Source organism: Rosenbergiella sp. YN46, assembly GCF_036620675.1.
Taxonomy (GTDB): domain Bacteria; phylum Pseudomonadota; class Gammaproteobacteria; order Enterobacterales; family Enterobacteriaceae; genus Jejubacter.
The window spans coordinates 303,178-319,661 of sequence record NZ_JAZHEE010000002.1 but is presented as its reverse complement, the minus strand read 5'-3'; the positions used below and the strand labels follow the sequence as shown (position 1 = coordinate 319,661).

The 16,484-nt window shown below is 54.7% G+C and carries 15 protein-coding genes and 2 pseudogenes; 9 read left to right on the top strand and 8 right to left on the bottom strand.

The annotated features are described in order from the left end of the window. Nucleotides 1-29: 29 nt before the first annotated feature. The 5 genes and pseudogenes from sirB1 to hemA form a co-directional block, all read right to left on the bottom strand. Nucleotides 30-839 carry an invasion regulator SirB1 gene (sirB1, locus tag V3W49_RS03250; protein ID WP_500143662.1) on the bottom strand — a complete coding sequence of 270 codons (810 nt, stop codon included), beginning with the start codon at nt 837-839 and terminating at the stop codon, nt 30-32. A 3-nt stretch (nt 840-842) separates the two neighbouring features. Then, nucleotides 843-1,232: pseudogene (locus tag V3W49_RS03245) on the bottom strand (SirB2 family protein). Nucleotides 1,233-1,273: 41 nt separating this feature from the next. Beyond that, nucleotides 1,274-2,107, bottom strand: coding sequence for a peptide chain release factor N(5)-glutamine methyltransferase (gene prmC, locus V3W49_RS03240; protein WP_500143661.1), 834 nt, complete (start codon nt 2,105-2,107; stop codon nt 1,274-1,276). Next, the gene (prfA, locus tag V3W49_RS03235; protein WP_500143659.1) at nt 2,107-3,189 is read right to left on the bottom strand and encodes a peptide chain release factor 1; all 1,083 of its coding nucleotides are present in this window, start codon (nt 3,187-3,189) and stop codon (nt 2,107-2,109) included. The genes prmC and prfA overlap by 1 nt, the downstream gene beginning before the upstream one ends. 38 nt (nt 3,190-3,227) lie before the next feature. After that, a complete protein-coding gene (gene hemA, locus V3W49_RS03230; protein WP_500143658.1) occupies nt 3,228-4,484 on the bottom strand; it encodes a glutamyl-tRNA reductase in 1,257 nt (418 codons plus the stop codon). A gap of 199 nt (nt 4,485-4,683) precedes the next feature. Here hemA and lolB point away from each other — a divergent pair, with 199 nt between their 5' ends. From lolB to V3W49_RS03210, 4 genes and pseudogenes are all read left to right on the top strand, one after another. Then, the gene (gene lolB, locus V3W49_RS03225) at nt 4,684-5,304 is read left to right on the top strand and encodes a lipoprotein insertase outer membrane protein LolB (RefSeq protein WP_500143657.1); all 621 of its coding nucleotides are present in this window, start codon (nt 4,684-4,686) and stop codon (nt 5,302-5,304) included. Continuing rightward, complete coding sequence (gene ispE, locus V3W49_RS03220) at nt 5,301-6,149, top strand: 4-(cytidine 5'-diphospho)-2-C-methyl-D-erythritol kinase (protein WP_500143656.1); 849 nt, start codon at nt 5,301-5,303, stop codon at nt 6,147-6,149. Before lolB ends, ispE begins: the two co-directional genes overlap by 4 nt. Before the next feature lie 142 nt (nt 6,150-6,291). Next, complete coding sequence (gene prs / locus V3W49_RS03215; protein ID WP_138097807.1) at nt 6,292-7,239, top strand: ribose-phosphate diphosphokinase; 948 nt, start codon at nt 6,292-6,294, stop codon at nt 7,237-7,239. 72 nt (nt 7,240-7,311) lie between these two features. Next, nucleotides 7,312-7,463 (top strand): annotated as a pseudogene (locus V3W49_RS03210) (hypothetical protein); the annotation flags it as partial. Nucleotides 7,464-7,556: 93 nt separating this feature from the next. Here the strand turns inward: V3W49_RS03210 and ychH are convergent. Beyond that, nucleotides 7,557-7,841 (bottom strand): stress-induced protein YchH, encoded by a 285-nt coding sequence (gene ychH / locus V3W49_RS03205; protein WP_500143655.1) that lies wholly within the window; start codon nt 7,839-7,841, stop codon nt 7,557-7,559. Between the two features lie 276 nt (nt 7,842-8,117). Between ychH and pth the strand changes: the two genes are divergently transcribed. The 3 genes from pth (at nt 8,118) to V3W49_RS03190 (ending at nt 11,605) form a co-directional block, all read left to right on the top strand. Continuing rightward, a complete protein-coding gene (pth, locus tag V3W49_RS03200) occupies nt 8,118-8,702 on the top strand; it encodes an aminoacyl-tRNA hydrolase (RefSeq protein WP_500143654.1) in 585 nt (194 codons plus the stop codon). 136 nt (nt 8,703-8,838) lie between these two features. After that, nucleotides 8,839-9,930, top strand: coding sequence for a redox-regulated ATPase YchF (gene ychF / locus V3W49_RS03195; RefSeq protein WP_500143652.1), 1,092 nt, complete (start codon nt 8,839-8,841; stop codon nt 9,928-9,930). Nucleotides 9,931-10,246: 316 nt separating this feature from the next. Continuing rightward, complete coding sequence (locus V3W49_RS03190) at nt 10,247-11,605, top strand: hypothetical protein (RefSeq protein WP_500143650.1); 1,359 nt, start codon at nt 10,247-10,249, stop codon at nt 11,603-11,605. A gap of 99 nt (nt 11,606-11,704) precedes the next feature. Here the strand turns inward: V3W49_RS03190 and dbpA are convergent, their stop codons facing one another. Further along, nucleotides 11,705-13,078, bottom strand: a complete 1,374-nt coding sequence (gene dbpA, locus V3W49_RS03185) for an ATP-dependent RNA helicase DbpA (protein ID WP_500143649.1) — start codon at nt 13,076-13,078, stop codon at nt 11,705-11,707. Nucleotides 13,079-13,424: 346 nt separating this feature from the next. On the opposite strand from dbpA, the gene proP reads away from it, so the two are divergent. Next, nucleotides 13,425-14,894 (top strand): glycine betaine/L-proline transporter ProP, encoded by a 1,470-nt coding sequence (gene proP, locus V3W49_RS03180; RefSeq protein ID WP_500143647.1) that lies wholly within the window; start codon nt 13,425-13,427, stop codon nt 14,892-14,894. Between the two features lie 79 nt (nt 14,895-14,973). Continuing rightward, nucleotides 14,974-15,408 (top strand): hypothetical protein, encoded by a 435-nt coding sequence (locus V3W49_RS03175; RefSeq protein ID WP_500143645.1) that lies wholly within the window; start codon nt 14,974-14,976, stop codon nt 15,406-15,408. 73 nt (nt 15,409-15,481) lie between these two features. Here V3W49_RS03175 and V3W49_RS03170 read toward each other — a convergent pair whose 3' ends face one another. Next, nucleotides 15,482-16,435, bottom strand: a complete 954-nt coding sequence (locus V3W49_RS03170) for a chemotaxis protein (RefSeq protein WP_500143687.1) — start codon at nt 16,433-16,435, stop codon at nt 15,482-15,484. Nucleotides 16,436-16,484 lie beyond the last annotated feature (49 nt).

Below are 16,484 nucleotides of genomic sequence, written 5' to 3'. Positions count from 1 at the left end.
TTGGTGTGAACCGGAAAAAACTGTCGCACTTAATGCAGCGTAATCGGTTTGTGAGAAATCGAATTAATTTGCGCTTTGATCATTTCGCTGATCGGATCTTCCGGGCAGTGTTCGACAAAATAGCTTAAGTCGTTGAGCGCCACGTGTTCGCAGTCGAGCTGGGCATAAATCAGCCCGCGATCGCGAATTTCATAAGGGTCTTCCGGATTAAACTGCAGCAACACTTCACTGGCGCGCAGCGCCATTTCCATCTGCTGCTCTTCCATCAGCGAGGTCTTCAGGGTATCCAGCAGCTTGCGGATCACCTCGGCGTTGTCCGCTTCGTCCAGATCCTCGTCGTACAGGCAGGCAGACGGCCCCACATTCCCCTTCAGCCAGACTTCCAGGATATGTTCGTCCAGCGTTTCGCCGTTAAACGGGTTGATTAGCCACATCTCACCGTCCATCCAGTCGGCGCGCAAAACCAGCTGGGTCGGAAAGATCACCGGCATCAGCGGTATATCCAGCGCTTCCGCCAGCCACAGCAGAATCGCCCCCAGAGAGACGGCGCTCCCCTGGCGGCGGTTGAGTACTTCGTCAAGCCACAGCGCGTCGGAAAGACGGTAGACGCCATCCGAATCGTGGAAGCCCCACTCGCCGTAAAACAGCTCCAGCAGTTTTTCCAGCTGATCGTCCTGCTGCCACCCTGTGCTTATCTCCTCGCGGGCAAGCTCTGCCAGCTTATCGAGCTGAGCGCGCACCTGCTGCGTTGGAAAGTCCTCGCGAATGGCCTGCGAGACCCGAATCATGCCCTCACACAGCGGAGCCTGATTAAATTCGAAACCGGCTAACGACTCCATGATTTACCCCAATAACGGAATTTTTGTGGTGGCGAGTTCGACGATGACATACAGCGCCACCAGCGCCAGTATAAACGCGCCCGCGCGCGCTTTCTGACTACGCTGGCCGCGGCCAAGCGCAATAAAACCAAAAACGATGTAGATAATAACGCCAAACAGTTTCTCAGTCAGCCATGCGCCCTGGGGCGTAAAAGGCCAGAAATGCGTTACGGCGACCAGCGCCACGCCGCTGCCCAACAGCAGCGTATCATTGATATGCGGCACAATACGCACCCAGCGCTTATTCACCATCGGCGAAGCACGATACTGCCATCAGTAACGTAAAATAAATAGCGTGATAGAGATAACCACGGTCAGAATGTGCAGGTGCTTCAGGGCGAAATATGCCACCATTGCCTTACTCCAGTATTGTTATAAATTGTCCTGCGGCGGGGTCAGATAAACTGCCCGGCGGTCAGCCGCTCGTTGTCGCCATAGTCGCGATGTGTCTCTACCTGGCTATAGCCCGCGCCGTTAAACATTTCCCGCACGGCTTCCCCCTGACGCCAGCCATGCTCCAACAGCAGCCAGCCGCCGGGTTGAAGCCAGCGGCGCGCTTCATTAACCAGCAGCTGTAAATCCGCCAGCCCTTTATTGGCCGCCACCAGCGCAGATTTCGGCTCGTATCGAACATCGCCCTGGCTTAAATGCGGATCCTCTTCATCGATATACGGAGGATTGCTGACGATCAGATCGAAACGCTGGCCCGGAGTCAGGGCAGAAAACCAGTCGCTTTGTAGTACGCTAACGTTATCTATGGCGAGATTTTGCGCGTTACGACGCGCCAGCGCAACGGCCTGCGGGATAAGATCGAGTGCCATGACTGCGGCATCCGGTCGTTCACTGGCTAATGCCAGGGCGATAGCACCGGTTCCGGTACCGAGATCGAGAATGCGGCAGGGCTCTGCGGGCAGACGCGCCAGGCTCTGTTCCACCAGACACTCGCTGTCCGGGCGCGGGATAAGCGTGGCAGGCGAAACCGCCAGCGGCAGCGACCAGAACTCACGCTGGCCGGTAAGATAGGCCACAGGTTCGCCACGCTCGCGGCGCGCCAGCAGCCGCTCCAGCTCGTCCTGCTGCGTCTCAGTCAACCGGGTTTCGCCAAAAGCGAGAAGATAAGTCCGGGAACGGCCAGTGACCAGGCCCAACAGAATTTCGGCATCGCGCCGCGGGCTGTCACTGTTTACGAGGCGCGCCGTTGCCAGACGCACCCAACTTTGATAGTCCATTACTCCTGCCCGGCAAGCGCTGCCAGCTGGTCAGCCTGATATTCCTGGACAATCGGCTCGATCAGCATATCCAGCTTGCCTTCCATCACTTCATCCAGACGGTAGAGCGTCAGATTGATACGGTGATCGGTCACCCGTCCCTGAGGGAAGTTATAGGTACGGTTACGATCGGAGCGATCGCCACTGCCCAGCAGGTTACGGCGGGTCGAGGCCTCTTCCTGCTGGCGCTTCGCCACTTCGGCCGCGTGAATACGCGCCCCCAGTACCGCCAGCGCCTTGGCTTTGTTTTTATGCTGGGAACGCTCATCCTGGCACTCCACCACAATGCCGGTGGGCAGGTGGGTGATGCGGATCGCGGAATCGGTAGTGTTGACGTGCTGACCACCGGCACCAGAGGAACGAAAAGTGTCGATACGCAGATCCGCCGGGTTGATATCCGGAAGTTCAGCCTCCGGCAGTTCCGGCATCACCGCCACGGTACAGGCGGAGGTGTGGATACGCCCCTGAGATTCGGTGGCCGGCACCCGCTGCACCCGATGACCGCCCGATTCAAACTTGAGGTGGCCATAAACGCCTTCGCCGCTGATTTTGGCGATAACCTCTTTATAGCCGCCCATTTCACCTTCGCTGGCGCTCATCATTTCCACCCGCCAGCGGCGGGATTCCGCATAGCGACTGTACATCCGGAACAGATCGCCGGCGAACAGCGCCGCCTCATCGCCGCCGGTTCCGGCGCGAACTTCCAGGAAAGCGTTACGTTCATCATCGGGATCTTTCGGCAACAGCAGCAGCTGGAGCTGATGCGCCAGCTCTTCGCTGCTGGCACGGGAAGCATCCAGCTCTTCCTGAGCCATTTCGCGCATATCGGGATCCGCCAGCATCTCCTGAGCAGTTTCGATATCCTGCTGCACCTGCTGCCACTGTAGAAAACAGCGGGAAACATCGCTCAACTGGGCATATTCGCGAGACAGCGCGCGAAACCGCGTCTGATCGGCAATAACTTCTGCATCGCCCAGCAGGGCCTGCACCTCTTCATGGCGCTCCTGCAGGGCCTCCAGTTTGGCAACAATAGAAGACTTCATGGGTAGCTATTTACCTTGTGGCAATCAAATGGGGGGCGCTAATCCAGCCCGAGGCTGTCGCGCAGAATGTTCAGGCGATCGTCGTCGCCGTTGCGCGCCGCCTGCTGTAACGATTTGGTGGGGGCATGGATCAGCCGGTTGGTCAGCTTCCGGGAGAGTTCCTGAAGTACGGTTTCCGGGTCGGCGCCCTGCTTAAGTGACGCCAGTGCTTTAGCGGTCAGTTCATCACGCGCTTGTTCAGCCTGACCGCGATACTCCCGGATGGTCTCGCTCGCGCTCTGGGCGCGCAGCCAGGCCATAAATTCGCCGGTTTCCTGGACAACGATGGTTTCAGCCTGTACCGCCGCAGCCTGACGTTGCGCCATATTGTGCTGAATAATGGACTGCAGATCGTCCACGCCGTAGAGATAAGCGTTAGCCAGTTTGCCGACTTCCGGTTCGACGTCGCGCGGAACGGCGATATCCACCAGCAGCATCGGCTGGTTGCGACGCGACTTCAGGGCGCGTTCCACCATGCCCTTGCCGATAATCGGCAACGGACTGGCGGTGGAGCTGATAATAATATCGGCCTGGGCCAGACGTTCGTCGATCTCCGGCAGGCCAATCACCTCAGCGCCGACTTCGTCAGCCAGCTCCCGGGCTCGTTCGCGGGTGCGGTTGGCAATAATCATATGACGAACCTGATGTTCGCGCAGATGACGTGCCACCAGCTCAATAGTTTCGCCCGCCCCCACCAGCAGCACGGTCACGTCGGAAAGAGATTCAAAGATTTGCCGCGCCAGAGTACAGGCGGCGAAGGCCACCGATACCGCGCTGGCGCCGATTTCGGTTTCGGTACGCACCCGTTTGGCGACTGAAAAGGATTTCTGGAACATCCGTTCCAGATCGCTGGCGTGCAGATGGCCGCGGGCCGAGTCGGCGAAGGCTTTCTTCACCTGCCCCAGAATCTGCGGCTCACCGAGAATCATTGAATCCAGGCCGCTGGCGACCCGCATCAGATGGCTGACGGCATCGTTATCCTGGTGCCAGTACAGGCTGTTGCGGACTTCTGTTTCGTCCAGCCCGTGGTAATCGCACAGCCAGCGCACCAGCGCTTCCTGCAGATTTTCCTGCTGTTCAACGCTGAGATAGAGTTCTGTTCTGTTGCAGGTAGAGAGAACCACCCCTCCCTGCACCATCGGCTGCGCCAGCAGGCTTTCCAGCGCCTGGTCAAGGGTGTCCGGCGAAAACGTTACGCGTTCTCGCAGCGATACCGGAGCAGTCTTATGGTTGATGCCAAGAGCTAACAGGGTCATGTGCGCGGAATAATGCCGGTCTTGATAAGGATTTCTGCAAGCATAATACAGGATGCGCAGCCCCAATAAAAGACGACGCCTTGCCTTTCAAACTAATAGGTAATTTTGACGATTCGGTCAATTTCGCCATTGACGGGCTGTGCGCCGCCCGCCAGGATGGTTGGCTATAATATGACGGTTCTCAAGGATTTATTGCGCTATGATCAAATTCAGTCCGCTGCGTCTGCTACCGCTGGCAAGTCTGGTACTTGCCGCCTGCGTCAGTCATCAGACCCCGAAAGGCCCGGGAATCAGCCACGATAACCCCCAGTGGCAGCAGCATATGGCTCAGGTGAAAGGACTTAGCCAGTACCAGACCCGCGGCGCCTTCGCTTATATTTCCGACGATCAAAAAGTCTACGCCCGTTTCTTCTGGCAGCAGACCGGCCAGGATCGCTACCGTCTGCTGTTGACCAATCCGCTCGGCAGCACCGAGCTGGAGCTGAACGCCCAGCCCGGAGCCGTAACCCTGGTGGATAACAAGGGCCAGCGTTACCAGGCGCAGGATGCCGAGGAGATGCTGGAGCGCCTGACCGGTATGCCGATTCCCATCGACAGCCTGCGCCAGTGGATCCTCGGTCTGCCAGGTGACGCCACCGACTACCGGGTGGATGAAAACCATCGTCTGAGCGAACTGAACTACGACCGCGACGGCAGAACATGGAAAGTGACCTGGAGCGGCTATAGCGATAAAGTGCAGCCCGCTCTGCCTGCCAGTATGGAGCTGAACGACGGCAAGCAGCGCATTAAGCTGAAGATGGATAACTGGATCGTGAAATGAGCGTAACCCGCTGGCCGGCACCGGCCAAACTAAATCTGTTTCTCTATATCACTGGCCGCCGCTGCGACGGCTATCACAACCTTCAGACCCTGTTTCAGTTTCTGGATTATGGCGACACTCTGACCATCACTCCGCGCAGCGACGGCGATATCCGCCTGTTAACATCGGTGAACGGCGTACCGGATGAGCAGAATCTGATCGTACGTGCCGCCCGGATGCTGGCGGAAGCGCTCGATGGCCCGGCGCCCGGCGCCGATCTGGCGGTGGAAAAAGTGTTGCCGATGGGCGGCGGGCTGGGCGGCGGTTCTTCCAATGCCGCGACCGCGCTGGTAGCGCTGAATCACCTGTGGGGCGCCGGTTTGTCGCAGGATCAACTGGCGCACATTGGGCTGCGCCTGGGGGCTGACGTTCCGGTATTCGTACGCGGCCACGCCGCTTTCGCTGAAGGGGTCGGTGAGGTGCTGACGCCTGTCTCCCCCCCGGAGAAATGGTACCTGGTACTGCATCCGGGAATTAGCATCGCCACGCCAGATATCTTCAAAGATCCTGAATTACCGCGCAATACGCCGGTGCGGTCAATTGACACGTTGTTGAAATGTGAATTCCACAACGATTGCGAAGTTATCGCAAGAAAACGTTTTCGCGAGGTTGATGCCCTGCTTTCCTGGCTGTTAGAATACGCGCCGTCGCGTCTGACAGGCACCGGAGCCTGTGTCTTTGCTGAATTTGACACTGAATCCGCGGCCCGTCAGGTGCTTGAGCAAGCTCCGATAGGGTCGCAGGGTTTTGTGGCGCGTGGCGTCAATCACTCCCCGCTGTACAGGACTCTATCCGGGCAAGCTTAGCGCCGGTGACAACGTCACCTTGTTTCAGACGTTGCACCATGCTTTTTAATATACCGCCGGGATGATGCGCCACCCCGCCCGCGCCGGATATCGGCGCGATGGCTCATCATCCACTACTGGACGCATGCCTGAGGTTCTTCTCGTGCCTGATATGAAGCTTTTTGCTGGTAACGCCACCCCGGAACTGGCTCAACGTATTGCCAACCGCCTGTACACTTCTCTTGGAGACGCCGCCGTCGGCCGCTTCAGCGACGGAGAAGTCAGTGTACAAATCAACGAAAACGTACGCGGTGGCGATATTTTCATCATCCAGTCTACCTGCGCACCCACCAATGACAACCTGATGGAACTGGTCGTCATGGTCGACGCCCTGCGCCGCGCTTCCGCAGGCCGTATTACCGCCGTTATCCCCTATTTTGGCTACGCCCGCCAGGATCGCCGCGTACGTTCTGCCCGCGTGCCGATCACCGCCAAAGTGGTTGCCGACTTCCTCTCCAGCGTCGGTGTTGACCGCGTCCTGACCGTAGACCTGCACGCTGAGCAGATCCAGGGCTTCTTCGACGTCCCCGTAGATAACGTGTTCGGTAGCCCGATCCTGCTGGAAGATATGCTGCAGAAAGATCTCGATAACCCTATCGTGGTCTCTCCGGATATCGGCGGCGTCGTGCGCGCCCGCGCCGTGGCTAAACTGCTGAACGATACCGAAATGGCTATCATCGACAAACGCCGCCCGCGCGCCAACGTTTCTCAGGTGATGCACATCATCGGCGACGTCGCCGGTCGCGACTGCGTGCTGGTCGATGATATGATCGATACTGGCGGCACTCTGTGCAAAGCCGCCGAAGCCCTGAAAGAGCGCGGCGCCAAGCGCGTGTTCGCTTATGCTACCCATCCCATCTTTTCGGGTAACGCGGTCACCAACCTGCGTAACTCCACGATTGATGAAGTGGTGGTCTGCGACACCATCCCGCTCTCTGATGAGATTAAGGCCCTGCCGAACGTTCGTACCCTGACGCTCTCCGGCATGCTGGCCGAAGCGATTCGCCGCATCAGCAACGAAGAATCCATCTCCGCCATGTTCGACCACTAATCGGACAGCGAACAAAAAACCCGCCACGGCGGGTTTTTTCTTTTAAGTTATACCGTTGTATACCTGTGCCTGGCGCCAAAGGACGACATTATCGTAATGCTTTTCTGCATGTCGCTGACGATGCAGTTCGATATGGCGATCGCGATTAGCGTGGAGGCCAGGCTGTGCGGGCATCGCTGCGGTTTACAGGCAGCATCACTCATATTGCCCGACTGGCGCCGCTGTTGCTTGCCGATCGCACCACGGTGTTGGCGTCATCGCCCACAAAAAAAGCGCCGCAGCATTACGGCGCCTTCTTCTGTTCAGGCAGACCGGCATCAACCGTGGCGATGCTGCCTGCTGTCGCTGCGACGACAGCGTTTATCATAATGACGTACCCACCAGTAGCGATCCGTTACCCGCTCGCGACCGCTAATACGTGCCCCCGCCAGCCACAGAATCGCCCCAATAAAGATGCTGAACACGGCACCATGAGCCAGAAATTCTGGTAAATTGAGCTGAGGAAGCTGGTTAAGTACGGAATATCCTACACCGCCAATCATCACAACTAACCCCAACCCCATCAGAAAATTGCCGAGTAATGAAGCGTTTTTGCGTTTCATCTTTCACCTCCGGAACACTGGGTCGGTGGGGAATATCCCCTTTCCTTGTAAGACAAAGTATAGACAGTTTCCTTTTTCAATGTGTGCGGTATCGATCACAACTCAGAACATTTGACTAACAAAACTTTACAAATAACCCACTGAACATCTTACCTTTTGAATGATTGGTAATAGTGATTATTACCAATCCTAATCAAAGCGGCGTGCGCTTTTTGTCATCACGCCTCCGGCACAGTACACTACGCGCAGATTAATCCTCTTTTTCAGGACAGTGATGTGACGATTAAACTGATTGTCGGCCTCGCCAATCCGGGAGCGGAATACGCCGCCACCCGCCATAATGCCGGGGCCTGGTATGTAGATCTGCTGGCCGAGCGCCATGGCCAGACGCTAAAAGAAGAAGCGAAATTCTTCGGTTACACCGCACGCATCAGCGTGAGTGGCGAAGATGTGCGCCTGCTGGTGCCCACCACTTTTATGAATCTGAGCGGCAAAGCGGTAGCAGCGCTGGCGGGATTCTATCGTATTAATCCGGATGAAATTCTGGTGGCACACGATGAGCTTGACCTGCCTCCGGGCGTGGCAAAGTTTAAACTCGGCGGCGGCCACGGTGGTCATAACGGGCTTAAAGACATTATCAGTAAACTGGGCAATAACCCCAACTTTCACCGTCTTCGCGTCGGAATCGGCCATCCGGGCGATAAAAACAAGGTTGTCGGTTTTGTGCTGGGCAAACCCCAGGCAGGCGAACAGACGCTGATTGACGAAGCCATAGACGAAGCGGCGCGCTGCACTGAGGTATGGTTTAAAGAGGGGCTGGCGAAAGCCACCAGCCGGCTGCATAGCTTTAAAGCACAGTAGCCCACCACCCCGGCCCAGGCGGGATTTCTCCCCCATGAGCGCCGGGTTTAGGTGTATAATAGCCAGAGTCATTCGTTTTTCATCATCAGACCATCAACAACCTGATGATTATCAAGCAATTAAGGTGATCTAAACCATGGGATTCAAATGCGGTATCGTCGGCCTGCCGAACGTGGGTAAATCCACTCTGTTCAACGCCCTGACCAAAGCGGGCATTGAAGCGGCGAACTTCCCGTTCTGTACTATCGAGCCGAACACTGGTGTGGTGCCGATGCCCGATCCGCGCCTGGACAAGCTTGCTGAGATCGTGAAGCCGCAGCGAGTACTGCCGACCACCATGGAGTTCGTGGATATCGCGGGTCTGGTTAAAGGCGCATCCAAAGGCGAAGGTCTGGGCAACCAGTTCCTGATGAACATCCGCGAGACTGAAGCCATCGGCCACGTGGTGCGCTGCTTTGAGAACGACAATATCATCCACGTGGCGGGCAAGGTGAACCCGGCTGAAGATATTGAAGTGATCAACACTGAACTGGCGCTGTCCGACCTGGACACCTGCGAACGCGCCATTCACCGGGTACAGAAGAAAGCCAAAGGCGGCGATAAAGACGCTAAAGCCGAACTGGCGGTGCTGGAAAAATGCCTGCCGCAGCTGGAACAGGCCGGTATGCTGCGCAGCCTGGATCTGAGCAAAGAAGAGAAAGCGGCTATCCGTTATCTGAGCTTTCTGACCATGAAGCCCACCATGTATATCGCCAACGTTAATGAAGACGGCTTCGAAAATAACCCGTATCTGGATATGGTACGCGAAATCGCCGCTGGTGAAGGTTCGGTCGTGGTCGCAGTCTGCGCCGCCGTAGAAGCCGATATCGCCGAGCTGGAAGACGATGAGCGCGACGAATTTATGCAGGAGCTGGGTCTGGAAGAGCCGGGCCTGAACCGCGTGATCCGCGCCGGTTATGAGCTGCTGAACCTGCAGACCTACTTCACCGCAGGCGTGAAGGAAGTGCGCGCATGGACTATTCCGGTGGGCGCCACCGCCCCGCAGGCGGCCGGTAAAATTCACACCGACTTCGAAAAAGGCTTTATCCGCGCCCAGACCATCGCCTACGAGGATTTTATTGCCTATAAGGGTGAACAGGGTGCCAAAGAGGCCGGTAAGATGCGCGCCGAAGGCAAGGAGTATATCGTTAAGGATGGCGATGTGATGAACTTCTTGTTTAACGTCTAAGCGTATCTGCTGCTGTCTTAGCGGGATTCGCTGAATCTCTCGCCCGGACGGATAAAAAACAAAAATCCACGCGATTGCGTGGATTTTTTTATATGATAAAGGTTAGATACCAAATGAGAAACTCCCCTGCTGCCAGTAAGGCTTGCTTTTTTTGCTCATGGTATCATACTCTTTAAAGACAAAAAGCCGTTTTACAATCATTTTGTGCCCAATTACCTCGCGACTTCACATAACACACCATGCTGTTAGCATAAACTTGTTATCTATATTAAAAAATTGTACAAAATATCAATCACACCACAAATGGATGACATGGATGGACACATTTATTGGACAAGGCCTCACCGATATGGATTCAATGGCACTTAACGTGCGGGATCCTGAATCAAAACGTTTGATTAGTGAGGCTATCTCTGCCTATCGAGGCGGAGCCTTGCGATCCGCTATTATCTCCACCTGGATCGCCGTAGATTATGATATTATAGCCAAAGCAAGAGAACTATCAGTGCATGGTGATGGTGCCGCATCGGAGCTAATTAAAAATTTAGATAAGGCGATCCATAACAGTGATTTAAAGGTATCACAGTCAATAGAATCTAATTTGCTTTCAACTGCTCATAATAGACTTCAACTTTTTTCTCCCCATGAATACGAAGATTTAACACGATTACAAAAAGACAGACATCTCTGCGCGCATCCAGCTTTTGCAACAGAAGAGGCCCTTTTCCAACCAACACCAGAACTAGTACGTACGCACATTGTACATGCACTGAAACACTTACTGATAAATGCACCATTACAAGGTAAAAGTGCAATTGAGCGTTTTCATTCAGACTTACTGAGTCCGTCATATCCAGTAGACAGTGATAGTATTAGTATATTCATTAGAGAAAAATATCTTAACCGGGCTAAAGATGTAATGGTTATTAACTTGATTAAAACATTACTGTTTGCCCCTTTCGGTAAAGAATCGGCAAAATATGCAGAGAAAATTCGCCAGGTAGCGCGTACACTATATGAGGTATCTAAATCTAAACAGGCACTTTATGATGCAACGGCCAAAGATTATATTGAAAAAAAATTTGAAGATATCCCTGATGGTTTATTATTAAATATTAGCACTTACCTGGAGTATGATCAGAGAATATGGCAATGGATGTCACAACCGACACGAATTCGATTTAAGACACTACTCAAACATGCAAATCCTGAAATACTAAAAACACATTCAGCCTTTGATGCATTCTCAATTCCTGAACTAGCTGAAATATTGCTTTCACGATTTAACTCTTTTGATCAAGAAGTACAAATAAGCATTATTTCTCAGAATCCACTGCGTGAGTTCATTGCGCCTGCCATCCAGATTTACGGCAACTCTGGAAACTACAGAACAGCAGAAATACGTGGTCGTACTTTGATATTACCGCTTGCACATTTACTGACTGCTGAGGATATCAATGTTCTGCTTGAATGCATCAAAAGCAATAGCCAAATCTATGAAGCATCAGGCACTCCAGAAATACTTAATAATATTTTTGATTTAAGTATTTCAATTATCAATGATACTAAATTATTCTGGCAAGCGTTTATTGCAGAGATGATTAAAAATAACAATGGAAAAACAGATGCCTACTATTCATATCCTGATATACGAAACAAGTTAGAAAAATTTTAAATAATCGCGATTAACTCATCTTCCCTGGAGCAGGTCAAACAGCCGCCTGCTTCTGTCAGCGGCTATTAGAGCATAAAAAATCGTATAACATCTTCCCCCCTACTTCAGCAACCGCACCTTCACCGCCCTGCCCTTAATTTTGCCCTGCTGTAGCTGTTTCCAGGCATGGCGCGCCTGGTTTTGCTTAACCGCCACGTAAGCATGCATGGGGTGGATCGCAATCCTGCCGATATCGGCGCCGTCCAGTCCCATTTCACCGGTTAGCGCGCCCAGGATATCGCCGGGGCGCATTTTGGCCTTTTTCCCGCCGTCGATGCACAGCGTCGCCATAGCGGCTTTCAGCGGCGTGACGCTCAGCCCGTCGGGCTGCGGCAGCCACTGGAGTTTGATATTCAGCATCTCTTCCAGCAGGTTAGCGCGCTGGGCCTCTTCCGGGGCGCACAGGCTGACAGCCAGCCCGCTTTGACCAGCCCTGGCGGTACGTCCAATGCGGTGCACGTGCACTTCCGGATCCCACGACAGTTCGTAGTTAATCACCATCTCCAGCGCCTTGATATCCAGCCCGCGCGCCGCCACGTCGGTAGCCACCAGTATCCGGCTGCTGCCGTTGGCGAAGCGCACCAGGGCCCGATCGCGCTCGCGCTGCTCCATATCGCCATGCAGCGCCAGCGCGCTCTGCTCGCTGGCGTTCAGGGCATCGCACACCGCCTGACAATCCTTTTTGGTATTGCAGAACACCACGCAGGAAGCGGGCTGTTCACGGCTCAACAGCCGTTGCAGCAGGGCGATTTTTCCGCTGCGTGGCACCTCGTAGAAGCGCTGCTCCACCGTCGGTAGTTCATCCACCGCATCAATCTCAATGGTCAATGGCTGGCGCTGAATACGCTGGCTGATGGCGGCAATCGCCTGCGGCCAGGTGGCGGAAAACAGCAGCGTCTGACGCTGGGCGGGGACATGGCCGATAACCTCATCGATGGCATCGGCAAAGCCCATATCGAGCATCCGGTCGGCTTCATCCAGCACCAGGGTTTGCAACGCCTCCAGGCTGACCGTCTCTTTCTTCAGGTGATCTAACAGGCGGCCCGGCGTGGCGACAATAATATGGGGCGCGTGAGTCAGCGAATCCCGCTGGGCGCCGAACGGCACGCCGCCGCACAGGGTCAGCACCTTGATGTTAGGTATCGCCCGGGCCAGACGGCGCAGTTCGCCCGCCACCTGGTCGGCCAGCTCACGGGTCGGGCACAGCACCAGTGCCTGAGTATGAAAACGCGTACCGTCAATACGCTGCAACAGCCCCAGTCCAAAAGCCGCGGTTTTACCGCTGCCGGTTTGCGCCTGTGCCCGCACGTCTTTTCCTGCAAGGATCGCCGGAAGCGCCGCCGCCTGAACCGGCGTCATGGCCAGATAGCCCAGTTCGTTAAGGTTAGAGAGCTGTTGCGCGGACAGCGCGGTAAGTTCGGAAAATGAGGTCACAGTGAGCATCCCGGATGAAGTGGCCGACAATGATAGCATCCTTTGCCCGCCAGGATGGCATCTAAAACGCGCAGCCAGCGTGTTCAAATTCTCATCAAAATAGATAAAAAGTATTTAGGTAATATATCAATATGTTTATTTAGATTTCCCATTATTAATAAAACACCTCGCAATAACCGGGGCTAATTATCCATGATTGCGCCATCACGCCGTTTTCTTTAAGGTGGTCGGCCGCCATTTCCATCGCAGTGGCGATATTACCGGCCTCTTATAGCTTTCCTTATCGATATAAAGGTAACGACGGCGAAAGCTATAAGAGTGCCCCATCCAGAGTTTTGGGGAATTTATGAGCACAGGATCGATACCGAATAACCAGAATAACCCTAAGCCATCGGCACAGGAATTAAGCGTTAGCGATATTACCATCGTTGACCGAAAACTATTAAAGCGCGCCGTCGGCGCCGCGGCGCTGGGCAATACCATGGAGTGGTTTGATTTCGGGGTTTACAGCTATCTGGCCGTGATTATCGGCAAGGTCTTTTTCCCCGACGCCAGCGGCGCTGTACAGCTTATCGCCTCGTTCGGCACCTTCGCTGCCGCCTTCCTGGTGCGACCGATTGGCGGAATGGTGTTTGGCCCGCTGGGCGATCGCTTTGGCCGCCAGAAGATCCTCGCCCTGACGATGATCATGATGTCGATTGGCACCTTCTGTATTGGGCTAATCCCCGATTACGGCAGCATCGGCATCGCCGCCCCCATCCTTCTGCTGGTCGCCCGTCTGGTACAGGGCTTTTCCACCGGCGGCGAATACGGCGGCGCGGCAACCTTTATTGCCGAATATTCCACCGATAAGCGGCGCGGCTTTATGGGCAGTTGGCTGGAATTCGGCACCCTGGGGGGCTATCTGCTGGGCGCAAGCCTGGTTACCTTCATGACCGCATTGCTGCCCGCACAGGCGATGCTCGACTGGGGCTGGCGCCTCCCTTTCTTTCTGGCCGCGCCGTTAGGCATTTTTGGCCTGTACATTCGCCTGAAGCTTGAAGAGACGCCGGCCTTTAAAGAGCATATGGAAAAGCAGGACTCCCTGGAGCACAGCAAACCGCAGCTTAGCCTGTTGAAAATGCTGCGTCAGAACTGCAATCAGATCCTCAAATGCATGGGTCTGGTACTGCTGTTTAATGTATCAAACTATATGCTGACCTCTTACATGCCCAGCTACCTCACCAGCGTACTGGGCATGAGCGAACTTACCGGCCTGCTGCTGGTGATGGTCATTATGTTCGTGATGATGCCGCTGACCCTGATGTGGGGTCACTGGACGGATCGCATTGGCCGCCGTCCGGTGATTGCCCTGGGGGCCATTGGGCTGGTACTGCTGTCCATACCCAGCTTTATGATGATCGGGTCAGGAAATTTGCTGGCGGTATTCGCAGGCCTTGCGCTGCTGGGCATCCTGCATACCTGCTTTAGTGGCACCATGCCCGCCACGCTTCCGGCGTTGTTCACCACTCATATTCGCTACAGCGCACTGGCCATTGGTTTCAATCTGTCCGTTTCGCTGTTTGGCGGTACCACGCCGCTGGTCACCGCCTGGCTGGTGGATACCACCCAAAACGTTATGATGCCCGCCTACTACATGATGGGCGCCGGGGTTATCGGTCTGGTCACCGTGCTGACGCTGCGCGAAACGGCCCAAAAGCCGCTGAGTGGCTCGTCGCCTACCGTCGCCAGCCATGCCGAAGCGCATCGTCTGATCGACCGGCTGCGTAAACAGCGGCCCCAAAAATCCCGGCTGTCGCAAACTGCAAGCGAGTAACCGATCCAATCCACGCTGCGGCGTGGATTTTTTCAGGGTAAGCTGGCAAATCCATTTCGATGAATAAAAGGAGCAGACCATGCGCCCCGTTGAATATTCTGCCATCGCTCATGATATTTACAATTACGCCCATTATATGAATCAGTTCTGGAAAAAGCTTCAACAGGAATCTATTGCTGAATGGATGCTTATTATGACTATCGCCTGCTGGGGAATTCCTAATCGTTTTTTCCAGATATGGGCGTTTATTTTAACGGCGCTGTTTTTCTCCAGCAAATTACTTCAATTCCATAATAAAATGACTTTTACCCAAATGGAGTCGAAAATCCGCGCACAGATTTGCGTATCAACGCTACCGGACGAATCGCGCCTAAAACTTAATCGCCGGCTGGAAAAGGTGAGCGCTTTCCGCCGCTTCAGAAATTCAGGTTTTGTTCTGCGTCGCAACTGGCGCTTTCTTGCCGGGTATCTGTTCCTGGGGACATCCGTAATTTCTGTGTTTTTTTTCCCGTAATACGGCCCTTTCGGATCCCCGAATAGCCCTCTGCCTGTCAGATAACAGGCAGATTATCCCTGTCTGGCGTCTGCTAACGCATTACCCGCGCAATCACCGACGACAGCTCATTTATTTCGAACTTGGCGACATAGCCGTCGGCGCGTACTTTACGCACGTGCTCTTCATTGGCGCTGCCGGAAAGCGATGAGTGAATCACCACCGGAATGCTTTGCAGTCGACTGTCGGTTTTAATTTTACGGGTCAGGGTAAAGCCGTCCATTTCCGGCATTTCCAGGTCGGTCAGCACCAGCGCGATCTTATCGCTGATGTGACTCCCCTCCTGCTGCGCCTGAGCGGCCAGTTCCTCAATCTTCAGCCACGCATCCTTGCCGGTCACATGCATTAGCACCGGCAGTCCCATGGCCTTCAGCCCCTTTTCCAGCATGGCGCGAGCCACCCGGGAATCTTCGGCGACAATCACGGCCGCTCCCGGCCTAATAGCGATCTGCGGCAGACCGCTGTGAGTGGCGTGCAGGTCGTGTCTGGCAGGCACAATATCATGCAGCACCTGTTCCACGTCGATGACCATCGCCAGATGATGACTGGATGGATCATCGTCCAGCCGCGCCACACTGGTAATATACTGGCCGTTGACCAGTTTTTCCGCGGTATGAATCTGGGTCCAGTCCAGGCGAACGATGTTTTCCACCGACTCTACGGCAAAGGCCTGCACGGTACGCGCATACTCGGTAATCAGCAGAATATTCAGCCCGCCAGTCGGCCGACAGCCCAATACCGCCGGTAGATCGATAACCGGGATTATCTGGTCGCGGATATTGACCATCCCCAGTACCGGATGGCGAACGCCGACCGGTTTGGTGTAATCGGGCATTGGCACGATTTCACGCAGTTTAAACACGTTGATGCCAAACAGTTCCGATTTTCCATCGCTTTCGGATGAACCAAGGCGAAACAGCAGTAGCTCAAAGCGGTTCGATAGCGTGAGATTCACCCTGTCATCAATATCTTTCTGGAAATTATCCATCATGCCCTCAGACTCCTTTTACCAATATTCTGGTTATCGGCATTCACCG